Here is an 11,774-nt window from a genome sequence, read left to right on the forward strand (position 1 = left end):
CGGGGTTCTTCGTCGCCGGCCCGGTTGCTGCGGGGCATGGACGGCGGGCCGGCGACGAAGGCATGGGGTGGTGCGGAGGGCGTGGGCGGTCGGGCCGGCGGGGTGGCCGGGTGGCTGCCGGTGCCGGTGGCCCCGGTGACGCGGAGGGCCGGTCAGCCCTTGAGGCCGCCCGCCGTGAGGCCGCTCATGATGTTGCGCTGGAAGACCAGGAAGATGAGGAGGGTGGGCACGGAGGCGATGGCGAGCGCGGCGATCAGGACGTTGACCGGGACGCCGTTGGAGAGGGAGTAGATGCCGACGTTGAGGGTCTGTCCGGCCGGGTCGGGCAGGGTGAGCATCGGCCAGAGGAAGTCCTTCCAGACCCCCACGACGGCGAAGATCGAGACGACGCCGAGAATCGGCCGTGAGATGGGCAGCACGATCGACCACAGGATCCGCATCGGGGACGCTCCGTCGATGGACGCGGCGTCCAGGAGTTCCTTGGGGATCGAGTCGAAGAAGCGCTTGAGCAGGAAGATGTTGAACGCGTTGGTCACCGAGGGCAGCCAGATCACCCAGGGCGAGTTGAGCAGGTTGCGCTCGAAGATCGGCAGGTCCAGGACGGTCAGGTACTGGGGTACGACGAGGACGGTCGCCGGGATCATCAGGGTGGCGAGCATCATGCCGAGCACGGCCTTGCCGAAGATCGGCCGGAGCTTGGAGAGGGAGTAGGCGGCCGCCACGTCCAGGACGAGCTGGAAGGCGAGCGCGCCGAACGCGTAGTAGAGGGTGTTGAAGAGCAGTGTGGAGAGGTCCATGACCTCCCAGGCGCGTGCGTAGTTCTCCGGCGCGAAGCTCTCCGGCACCAGGGTCGGCGGGGTCTGGACGGCCTCCTGGGTGTCCTTGAAGCCGCTGGACACCATCCAGTAGAGGGGGCCGAGGAAGGCCAGGGTGAAGCCGCCGACGACGAGGGCGAAGACCACCCGGTAGAGGGCCTTGCCGCGGGGGCGGGCGAGCTGCGCCGGCGAGATGAGTGTGCGTGTGGACATGCTGGTCTCCCCGGTCCTACTCGTCCTCGGCGCGGCTGAGCTTCACGTACGCGGCCGAGAATCCGGCCAGGAGTACGAGGAGGAGCAGGCCGAGCGCCGCCGCGGCACCGTAGTTGTTGAAGTTGAAGGCGTATTGGTAGATGAGGTAGACGACGGTCGTGGTCGATCCCTCGGGGCCGGCGCCGCCGGTGAGCAGGAACGGTTCGACGAAGACCTGCATGGTGGCGATGACCTGCATGAGCAGCATCAGGGAGAGGATCAGGCGCGTCTGCGGGATGGTGACGTGCCAGATCTTGCGGAACAGTCCGGCGCCGTCGAGCTCGGCCGCCTCGTACAGCTCGCCGGGGATGCTCTGGAGCGCGGCGAGGTAGATCAGGGCCGCGCCGCCCATGTTCATCCAGGTGGAGGCGATGACCACGGAGAGCATGGAGAGGTCGGGGTCCTGGAGCCACTGCTGCTCGGGGAGGTGGAGGAAGCGGAGGAGCTCGTTGAGGAGGCCGTAGCCGGGGTCGTACAGGTACTTGAAGAGGAGCACCGAGGCGACGGGCGGGAGCATCACGGGCAGGTAGACGAGCAGGCGCAGATAGCCCTGGCCGTGGTGGAACTCGTTGATGACGAGGGCGACGACGAAGGGGACGACGAAGCCGAAGACGAGCGCGAGCACGGTGAACAGGAGCGTGTTGCGCCAGGCCTGCCAGAAGGCGGGGTCGTTGACGACGGTGACGAGGTTGTCGAAGCCGACCCAGGTCGACTGTCCGCTCTCGGTCTTCTGGAAGGCGAGGAGGACCTCCCTGACCATCGGGTACCAGGAGAAGAAGGCGAAGCAGAGCACGGCGCCGATGAGGAAGCCGTGGGCGGTGAGGTTGCGCCGCAGGCTCTTCGCGAAGCGGGCACGGCCACCGGGGGGTACGGGTCCCGCCGCGGCCGGCGGGGAGTGGCGGGCGCTGCCCGTCGTGCTCGGGGTCAGGCTGGGGGCCGACATCGTCGCTCCTTGGTACTGGTCTGCCGGGGTGGTCCTGGGAGGAGTGGAGGGCCGGCGGGGGCGGGCGGTCGGTCCGCCCCCACCGGTGCCCGTCACTGGGTGGCGAGGACCTGGTTGACCTGTGCCTCGGCGGTGGCGAGGAGCTTGTCGATGTCGGCGTCCTTGTTGGTGAGGAGGCCGGACATCACGTTGTCGAGGACCTTGTAGACCTCCTGCGCCTTCGGCGGCTCGGCCTTGCCGGCGACGGGGTTGTCCATGAAGGACTTGAAGTTCTGGACCGGCATGGTGGCGTGGGTGACGCGGGCGGCGTCGTCCTTCGTCTTGGAGTCGTTCAGCCAGAAGTTGGGCTGCGGGACACCGACGGGGAGGGCGTCCTGCTTGGTGCGGGCCCAGTCGAACTGTCCCTTGGCGACGGTGAGGTTCTTGAAGTTGTGCCAGGCGATGGCTGCCTTGATCTTGTCGCCGGAGATCCCCTGCTTGATCATGTAGCCGTTTCCGCCGGCCAGGGTGTTCTTCTCGCCGGGGATCGGGCCCATGCCGAAGTTCTCGTACTTCGCGCCGAGTTGCTGGACCATGTACGCGATGTCGTCGGGGGCGGCGAGGAACATGCCGAGCTTGTCGGTGGCTATCTGCTTCTGCAGGTCGCCCCACTTGAGCAGCTGGGTCTTGCCCATGCTGTCGTCCTCCCAGCGCATGGCGTGGAGGTTCTCTGCGACCTGCTTGCCGAGCTCGTTGTTGAAGGCCGCCTTCTTGCCGCTCGCGTCGACGACCTCGCCGCCGATGCTGTACATCTGGGCGGTGAAGTGCCAGCCGCCGGTGTTGCCGGCGCTGTACTCGCCGAAGCCCGCGACTCCGTTGCCGAGTGCGGCGATCTTCTTGGCGGCGGTGCGGACCTCTTCCCAGGTGCGCGGCGGGGCGTCGGGGTCCAGGCCCGCCTGGGTGAAGAGCTTGCGGTTGACCAGCAGGCCCATCGTGTAGTTGCTGGTGGGCAGACCGTACAGCTTGCCGTCCTGCTTCAGGGAGCTCAGGACGTTCGGGTCGATGTCCTTCAGGAGCGGGACGCTCTTGTCGTTGACGTACGCGGTGATGTCCGCGGCGCCGTTCTCGGAGAGGACCTGCGGCAGGTCGGTGAAGTAGGTGTAGAACATGTCCGGCTGGGACTTGGCCTTGAGCATCGCGGTGAAACGCGGCGGCTCCAGACACTGGCCGGGGGTGGAGCGGCCCTCGATGGTGACGTTGGGGTACGTCTTGTTGAACTCGGCGACGTCCGCCTTCCACTCCTTGAGCTCGGCCGCCTTCGCCGCGGGGGGCATGCAGTCGATCGTGAGCGTGACCTTGGTCTTCGGGTCCAGCGGGGCGGTGGGGTCGGAGGACCCACTGCCCTCGGAACCACCGCTGCCGTTGTTGCTGCTGCTGCTCGTGCCGCAGGCGGCGAGCGCGGTCAGCGTGAGCGCGGAGACGAGGGTGACCGCGCTGGCGCGGCGCGTACGGCGGAACCGGGCACTTCTCATGGGTGGTCCCCTTCGGGCCTGAACGTGGAGGTCGCCCCACCGCCTGTGCGTTGTGGGGCGTCGCACACTCAACCACCATCAACAAGTGAACGCAAGATATCGCGCTGATTTCGTAATTGCCTGACAGTCGAGGGCTGATGGGCCGGGTTGGCCACTCAGGAAACCGACAGTTCAGGGGCCCGGAGCCGGGGGCTAGGGGCTCGTGGCGCAGCGCGGGCGACAGAACGCACGCAAGACCGATGCAAGTGGCTGCAAGCCACCTGCATCGGCCTCGCGAGGGGAGCGGCGGGGTGTCCCGCCGGCCGGACTACGGGTTGACGTTGATCTTGAAGGTGGAGGTGGTGTTACGGATGTCCACCGCGTTGCCGCTCAGCCGCAGCCCGTTGAAGGTCACCTCCCCCACGGCGGGCCCCTGTCCCGACTCGGGCAGCTCGTTGGCCCACAGGCCGAACCCGGACTTGGCGTCGAACGCGTCACCGCTCTTGCGCGCGCCCGTGATCGAGACGTCCGTGAACACGGTGTCCTTGATGGGGAACTGTGGCTGACCGCCCACGTAGTTCGTCTGGAACATCACCCCGCTGTACGTGGGGTCGACGATGTCCACATGGTTCACCCTGATGCCCTGGAAGACCTTCGACGCGGAGAACACCCAGATGCCGGGGAAGGTCTGGGAGCCCCAGAAGTGGCCGCCCGCCCGGACGATGGAGATGTTCTCGAACGTCGTGGGCTCGGTGCCGAAGCCGTTCATCGGATAGCCGAAGTCCAGGGACGAGATGGTGATGCCCGCGTAGACGAGCGTGTCGGCGATATGGATGTTGCGGAAGGTGTTGTTGTAGCCGCCGTAGACGGCCACGCCCGCCGCTCGCCACGTCAAGGTCGTGGTGAGGTTCTCGTAGACGTTGTTCTTCATGTCGGCGCCGCCGGCGTCGATCGCGGAGAACAGGGCGAAGCTGTCGTCACCGGTGGCCCGCGCGTCGTTGTTGACGACGTGGTTGTCCGTCGAGCCGTTGGTCATGTTGATGCCGTCGGCGAACATGTTGCGGATCCGGGAGTTCTTGATGGTGATCCGGTCGGTGTTGGCGCCCCAGTAGAGGCACACCATGTGCTCGTTCCAGATGTCGTCGATGACGATGTCCGTGACGTTCGCGAAGTCGAAGACCTTGCCCGGTCCGTCGATGCGCGAGGTGTAGTTGCCGAAGTAGGCGAAGCCCTTGAACAGCGAGCCCTTGGCCGCCGCCTCGGCCCGGAAGCCGACGTCGGTGTTGTCCTGGGTCGACGGCGCGTGGAACGTCGTGAACCACGGTCCGGCGCCGACCACCTTGACCGGCTTCCCGTACACCTGGAACTTGCTCGCGGTCTGGTAGTCGCCCGGCGGCAGGTAGACACCCACCAGCGTGCCGGTGGTGTCCATCCGGACCCTGTCCAGGGCGTTCTGCACGTCCTGGTGCCCGAACCCGGCCGGCACGGCGTACGTGGCCGGGTCGGGGTTCCCGACCGGGGCCACCTGTTCCAGGTTCACGAAGTCGATCGCGTACGTGGAGGTGTTCGCGGCGTCCTTCTGGAGCCTGATCCTGCTGCCCGCCGGGACGGTCTCGCCGAGGAGGAGGTGCGCCTCGTCGTAGATGTGCCGGGGTGCGCCCGAGCCCGGGGAGTTGCCGGGACCGGCCTCGGCGCCGTACAGCCAGGCGTACTTCGACGTCAGCGGGAGCGACTTCTTGAACGCCCCGTCGACGTACACGTTGATGGTGGAGTCGATGCCGCCGCCGCCCGGTGAGTCCGGGATGGAGAAGCGGGTCACCAGGGTGTTGGTGGAGCGCCGGGTGGTGAACTCGACGTACTCCCCCGTCGCGTCCAGGCTGACGGCCTTGCGACCGGAGGCCTCTCCGGCGATGTCGCCGATGGTGCGGTTCGGCCCTGCGACGGTGGCACCGCCGCCCACGGTGCCGTCCTCCGCCTCGTACATGTCGTACGGCATGTTGGCGCCGCGGCCGACGAAGAGGGGCTGGGTGGAGGTGTTGTTGGCCCGCTTGACCGGGAGTTCGTTGGCGTCGTCGGCGACGACCGTCCTCACGGTGTAGGAACCGTTGGCGGCCGTCCACGGGCCGAGGTTCACCTCGGCGCCCGCACCGGCCGCGAGGGCTCCGTTGTGGGTGCCCGTCAGGGTCTTGACGGTGGCGCCCGTCGAGTCCGTCAGGGTGAGGGTGACCCCGTGGGCGCCCGCGGCGCTCGCCGCGGTGCCCTGGTTCCTCAGGGCCACCTTGAAGGTGACCGTGTCGCCCGCGGCCGGGCTGGACGGCGACGTGGTCACCGAGGCGGCGACCAGGTCGGAGCTGGACACCGGCGCGACCACCAGGGCGGTGGGGCGGGTGTAGGTGTTGTTGGACTCGTTCTGCTCGATGACGGCGTTCGCCTCGTCGGCGACGGCGCTGAGCTGGTAGCTGCCGGCGTCACGGGCGCCGATGGAGGCGCCGACCGTGGTCTGGGCGCCGGCCGCCAGGGCGCCGACCTGAGCGGTGGCGACCTTCGTGCCGCCGAGGCGCAGCGCCACGGCGCTGGCCGGTGCGGCGGCCGGTCCGCTGTTGCGGACGGTGGCGGTGACGGTGATCGGGTCCGACTCGACGGGCGAGGCGGGCGTGGTGGTGAGGCCGGTGACCTCGAGGTCGGGGTTGGGGGCGGGGACGCCGATGACCTGGAACTCGGCGAGCTGGCCCGCCGCGGAGCCGGTGTTGGCGGTGAACTTCAGCTGGACGTCGGCGACGCGGGCGGTGACGGGGATGGTGACGGTGTTGCCGTTCGCCGGGTCGAAGGTGTAGCTCTTCGCCGCCGTGATGCCGCTGAAGCCGGTGGCGCTCTGCTCCCGGCCGAGGACCTCGACGGTCTGGCTGCGGGTCGCCCAGGCCGTGTCCGGGTTGAGCTTGAGGACGAGGCTGTTGACGTCGGCGTTGGAGCCCAGCTTGACGGTCAGGGTGTTCGGGTAGCTGCCGCCGGCCCCTTCCCAGTAGGTGCTGACGTTGTTGTCGTTGGCGTTGGCCGCGACGAAGGTGTGGACGACGGAGGAGGCGTCGATCTCCTTGCCGACGGCGAGGTTGGAGCCGCCACCGCCGCTGCCGGTGCGGGTGACGGCGTTGCTGTCGGTCGACTGGTTGCCCGCCGCGTCCTTCGCGCGGACGCGGTAGGTGACGGTCGTGGAGGCCGCCTGGGTGTCGGTGTACGTGGTGACGTTTCCGGCGACGCTGCCCCGGAGGACGTTGTTGGCGTACACGTCGTAGCCGCTGACGCCGGTGTTGTCCGTGGAGGCGTTCCAGGTCAGCTTGACCTGGCCGGCGGCGGGCTCGGTGAACGCGAGGTTCGCCGGCGCCGTCGGGGCCTGGGTGTCGCCGGTGTCACCGGTGCGGGTGACGGCGTTGCTGTCGGCGGACTGGTTGCCCGCCGCGTCCTTGGCGCGGACGCGGTAGGTGACCGTCTGGTTCGCCGGCCGGGTGTCGGTGAAGGTGGTGACGTTCCCGGCGACACTGGTCAGCAGGGTGCCGTTGGCGTAGATGTCGTAGCCGGTGACACCGGTGTCGTCGGTGGCGGCGTTCCAGGTGAGCCGGATCTGATCGGTGGCCGGCTGGGTGAGGGCGAGGTTCGCGGGTGCGGACGGTGCCTGGGTGTCGCCCGAGGCCGGCCCGTAGACCTCCAGCTCGGAGAGCTGGGCGGCGGGCTGTACGGAGTTCGCCGTGACGAGGACCCGGACGTACCGGGTGGTGGTCGCGTCGAAGGTGATCGTCGCGGCCCGTCCTCCGGCGGCGTCGAAGGCGTACGCCTGGGCGGCGGTCAGATCGGTGAAGGCGGTGCCGTTCGCGCTGCCCTGGATCTTGAGGGTCTGGCTGCGCGCACCCCAGCCGTCGGGAAGCCGGAGGACGACCCGGTCGACGCGGACGGACGAGCCGAGGTCGGCCTGGATCCACTGCGGGAGGGCGTTGTTGGCGCTCTCCCAGTAGGTGGCCCGGTTGCCGTCGTTGGCGTTGCCCGCCGTGTACACCTCGGTGTGGCTGCTCGCGGTCAGGGTGCGGCCGCTCGCCAGGTTGGCCGAGGATCCGTCGGCCGCGTGGACCTCCAGTTCGGAGAGCTGCGCGGCCTGCCAGCCGGTGTTGGCGGTGATGTCGACCCGTACGAACCGGGCCTGGGTGGCCGGGAAGGAGACCGTCACGGTGTTGGCGGCGCCCGGGGCGAAGGTGTAGGAGGCGGAGTTCTTGAGGGTGGCGAAGCTCGTGCCGTCGGCGCTGCCCTGGACGGACAGCGTCTGGTTGCGGGTCTCCCAGCCGGCGGGCAGCTTCAGGACCACCTCGTCCACCCGGGTGGTGGCGCCGAGGTCGACCTGGACCCACTGGGGCAGGGTGCTGCCGGCGCTCTGCCAGTACGTTCCCTGGTTGCCGTCGGTGATGTTCGCGGCGCCGTACTCGGCGTGGGATCCGGACGCCGCGGCGGTGTCGCCCAGGGCGATGTTGGGGCCGCCCGCCGCCCGGGCGGACATCAGGGGTCCTCCCAGGGCCAGGAGGCTGGTCGCGATCACGGCGCTCAGGCCCCGTGATCTCCAGTGGTGGAAACTCATCCGTCCTCGCTCTCGATTCTTGGGCACGGGGTCAGCCGGTCCGGTTGACGACGAACTGGGAACCGGGCTCGACGAGGACGTCTCCCTCGGCCGAGTTGGTGATGGTGACGCCGGTCAGCGTCGCGCTGCCGCGGGCGCCGCTCATCGCGAGGATCCCGGAGCCGTTGACCGACTTGTCGATGCGGACGTTGGTGATCTTCACGTCGGGCATCTCGCCGCCACCCGTCTTGAACTGGATGCCGTCGTAGGTGGAGTCGTGGATGTCGGTGTCCCGGATGGTGACGCCGGGGATGGGCTGGCCCTGGGCGAAGAGGGTGATGGCGCCGAACTCCTGGTCCTCGTTCCAGAACGCGCCGCCGGTGCGGTGCAGGGCGTTGTTGGAGATGAGGGTCTGGCCGGAGAAGGGCAGCGGGTCGTGGTCGGTCGCGAGCATGATCCCGGGGTAGTTCATGGTGTCCGAGATGATGTTGTTCTCGATGGTGTTGCCGTAACCGCCGTAGACCGCGATGCCGTTGGCGCGCCAGGGCAGCTGGATGGTGTTGTTGCGGAAGTGGTTGTCGTGGCCGACGTCGACCGAGGTGTCCTTGACGTACTTGCTGGCCCAGACGGCCAGGGCGTCGTCGCCGGTGTTGCGGAAGGAGGAGTTGAAGACGGTGGAGTTGCGGGTGCCGTTGGCGAAGTTGATGCCGTCGGCGTAGGTGTTGCGGATCCGCATGCCGGTGAACTCGAGACCGTCTCCGGGGCCCCACAGTTCGGGGATGTTGGAGTAGTCGCGGCCGGCCCAGACGCCGACGTTGGCGTGCTCGATCCAGACGTTGCTGATCTTGGTGTCCTTGCCGAAGCGTCCGTTGAGGCCGACGCCGCCCTCGGCGTTGCCGTCACCGCCTCGGATCGCTCCGGAGCCGAAGATGGCGATGTCGGAGATCTGGGTGTTGTGGTCGATGTCGAAGCCGAAGTTGCCCTCGTGCGGGTGGTTGATGCCGCCGGCCTCGTGCGGCGGGGTGAGGGTGTAGAGCTGGGAGTGCCACATGCCCGCGCCACGGATGGTGACGTCGCGGATGCCGACCTGGTTGAACTGGCCGCGGTTGAGCGGGTCGTCGGTGAGGATCTTCTGCTCCTGGCGCCACTGGCCGGCGGGGATCCAGACGCAGGGGATCTGGCCGTTCTGGTCGGCGGTCACCGCGCGCTGGAGGGCGTCGGTGTCGTCGATGCCGTCGTTGGGGACGGCGCCGTACTCGGTGATGGAGACGCAGTTCGCCGGCTTGGCGGCCGGGGGCGCGACCTGCTCCAGGTCGATCAGGTCGATGATGTAGAAGGACGCCGAGTCCCCGGCGTCGCGCTGGAGGCGGAACTTCGTGCCCACCGGGTACGACTGGGCGAGCAGGGCGTGGGACTCGTCGAAGAGGCGCCGGGCGTCGCCGCCGGGGCGGTTGGTGAGTCCTTCGGGGTCGTCGGTGCTCCCGTAGAGCCAGCTGTGCTTGGACGACAGGGTGAGCTTGCGGACGAAGACGTCGTTGGCGTAGAGGCTGATGGTGGCGTCGGCGCCGCCACCCGCGGCCGCGTCGGGCACGGAGTTGCGGACGACGATGGAGTTGGCCGGGTTGGTGGAGGTGAACTCGACGAACTCACCGGTGGCGGTGAGCCGGACCGACTTGCGGCCGGAGGACTCGGTGGCGAAGTTGGTGTGTCCGAAGGTCCGCTTCTGGTCGGCGGTGAGCAGGGTGCCCTGGTAGCGGGCGTCCTCCGCCTCGTACTCGGTGTACGGCACGGCGGCGCCCCGGCCCACGACGAGGGAGCGCGAGAAGACGTTGTTCGTCTCGTCGGTCTCGGTGAGGGTGCCCGTGGCGTCGGCGGTCGCGGTGAGCGTGGCGCCGCCGGTGGTGGCGGTCCAGCTGCCGGAGATCGGCACGTTGACCGTCTGACCCGCGGCGATGGTTCCCGTGGTGCCGTTGAGCGTGGTGGTGCCGGCGGTCAGCCGGGTGACCGTGCCCGCGGCGGCGGTCGTGCCGCGGTTCTGGACCGCGACGGTGAAGGTGACGGCGGAGCCGACGGCGGGGCTGGTCGGGTTGCTGGCGATCCCGGTGACCCGCAGGTCGGGGCCGGGGCTCTGGCCGACGACCAGCTTCGTGGCGGCGGTCCGGCTGTTGTTGCCGTTGTCCTGCTCGGGGACGGTGTCGGTCGGGTCGACCACCGCCGAGACGGTGTACGAGCCCATGGGCCGCTTGCCCACGGTGACCGGGACGGTCGCGGAGGCGCCGGCGGCGAGCGGGCCGACCTGGGCGGAACCGGCCACGGCGCCTTCGACACTGACCTCGACGGTCGTGGCGGCGGCCGCCGCGGTGCCGGCGTTGCGCACGGTGGCGTGGACGGTCACGGCATCCGTCTCGGAGGGGGTGGACGGAGACCAGGTCAGATCGGTGACGGTGAGGTCGGGGCCGGGTGCCGCCGCGCCCACGACCTGGAACTCCGCGACCTGGGCGCCGGGGGCGCCGGTGTTGGAGAAGAAGGTCAGCCGCAGGTCGGCATAGCGTCCGGAGACCGGGATGGTGACGGTGTTCTGCCCGGCGGAGGGGTTGAAGACGTAGTCGGCGCGGGCCTTGAGCGAGGTGAAGCCGGAGGCGGCCTGTTCCCGCCCGAGGACCTGGATGGCCTGGGTGCGCGGGCCCCAGACCTGAGCCGGGTTGAGCTTGACGACCACGGCCGTGACATCGGCGTTGGCGCCGAGCTTCACCGTCAGGTCGGCCGGGAGTCCGGCGGACTCCCAGTAGCTGGTGGTGCTGTCGTCGTTGGCGTTGGCCGCGACGTACGTCTGGGTCGTGGAGCTCGCCTCGATGGGCTTGTTGCGCGCGAGGTTGGTGCCGGTGGGCGGCGGGTCGACCGGGCCGCCGCCGCTCTCGCCGTAGATCTCGACCTCGGAGAGCTGGGCCGCGTTCCAGCCGGAGTTGGCCGTCACCTGCACGCGGACGTACCGGGTCGTGGTGGAGGTGACGCCGACGGTGACGGTGTTCGACGCGGAGGGGTCGAAGGCCCGTGACTGGGGCGCGGCGAGGGTGGTGAAGGTGCTGCCGTCGGTGCTGCCGAGCACGGCGACGGTCTGGGAGCGGGCCTCCCAGGTGGTGGGGAGCTTCAGGACGACGCTGTCGACGCGGGTTCCGGCGCCGAGGTCGACCTGCACCCACTGCGGGAACGATCCTGCGGGGCCTTCCCAGTAGGACTGCTGGCCGCCGTCGGTGACGTTGCCGGCCGGGTAGGCGCCGTGGGCACCCGATGCCGTGGCCGTTCTGCCGAGGGCGAGGTTGGTCGCGGCCGCCGCGTACGCGGTGACCGGAAGGAGTCCGACGGCGATCAGTCCGGCGATCAGCACACCGATCGTCAGCCGCCAGCTCAGGATTTTGCCTCTCATATGGGCCTCTCCGCCTGCTGGGCCACGGCTTCGGAGCCGGCACACGGCCTCTCGCCAGGAACCCAGCGGAACTCTGACAATGAATGACGGCGAGATGCAGACTTATTGAGCATTCTCGTTAATCTTTTGCGCCGCCGGGGTGTCAGGTTTCTAGCAGGTCACCGCTTTGTCAACAGCCGTGACAGAAACGGGGGTTGGGCCGCCGCATCCGCGCAGGTCAACGAGAAACGGCTCCGGCGCCGGGGAGGCGGTGAGG

The 11,774-nt window shown here is 69.0% G+C and carries 5 protein-coding genes; all 5 read right to left on the reverse strand.

Annotation, left to right across the window (positions count from 1 at the left end):
• Positions 1 to 152: 152 nt before the first annotated feature.
• Positions 153 to 1,028, reverse strand: a complete 876-nt coding sequence (locus ACFQ79_RS24820) for a carbohydrate ABC transporter permease (RefSeq protein WP_383586993.1) — start codon at positions 1,026 to 1,028, stop codon at positions 153 to 155.
• Positions 1,029 to 1,044: 16 nt separating this feature from the next.
• On the reverse strand, positions 1,045 to 2,010 hold the full coding sequence (locus tag ACFQ79_RS24825) for a carbohydrate ABC transporter permease (RefSeq protein WP_383586995.1): 966 nt from the start codon (positions 2,008 to 2,010) through the stop codon (positions 1,045 to 1,047).
• A 92-nt stretch (positions 2,011 to 2,102) separates the two neighbouring features.
• Positions 2,103 to 3,521: an ABC transporter substrate-binding protein gene (locus tag ACFQ79_RS24830; protein WP_383586997.1), complete on the reverse strand. Its 1,419-nt coding sequence runs from the start codon at positions 3,519 to 3,521 to the stop codon at positions 2,103 to 2,105.
• Positions 3,522 to 3,828: 307 nt separating this feature from the next.
• Positions 3,829 to 8,115 carry a discoidin domain-containing protein gene (locus ACFQ79_RS24835; RefSeq protein ID WP_383587000.1) on the reverse strand — a complete coding sequence of 1,429 codons (4,287 nt, stop codon included), beginning with the start codon at positions 8,113 to 8,115 and terminating at the stop codon, positions 3,829 to 3,831.
• A 31-nt stretch (positions 8,116 to 8,146) separates the two neighbouring features.
• Complete coding sequence (locus ACFQ79_RS24840) at positions 8,147 to 11,518, reverse strand: CARDB domain-containing protein (protein ID WP_383587003.1); 3,372 nt, start codon at positions 11,516 to 11,518, stop codon at positions 8,147 to 8,149.
• Positions 11,519 to 11,774: the final 256 nt, after the last annotated feature.

This window comes from Streptomyces sp. NPDC056480, from assembly GCF_042795405.1.
Taxonomy (GTDB): Bacteria; Actinomycetota; Actinomycetes; order Streptomycetales; family Streptomycetaceae; genus Streptomyces.

Excerpts from the sequence above, each read along its gene's own strand:
- ACFQ79_RS24820 (WP_383586993.1), bottom strand. The coding sequence starts at position 1,028 with ATGTCCACACGCACACTCATCTCGCCGGCGCAGCTCGCCCGCCCCCGC.
- ACFQ79_RS24830 (WP_383586997.1), bottom strand. The coding sequence starts at position 3,521 with ATGAGAAGTGCCCGGTTCCGCCGTACGCGCCGCGCCAGCGCGGTCACC.
- ACFQ79_RS24835 (WP_383587000.1), bottom strand. The coding sequence starts at position 8,115 with ATGAGTTTCCACCACTGGAGATCACGGGGCCTGAGCGCCGTGATCGCG.
- ACFQ79_RS24825 (WP_383586995.1), bottom strand. The coding sequence starts at position 2,010 with ATGTCGGCCCCCAGCCTGACCCCGAGCACGACGGGCAGCGCCCGCCAC.
- ACFQ79_RS24840 (WP_383587003.1), bottom strand. The coding sequence starts at position 11,518 with ATGAGAGGCAAAATCCTGAGCTGGCGGCTGACGATCGGTGTGCTGATC.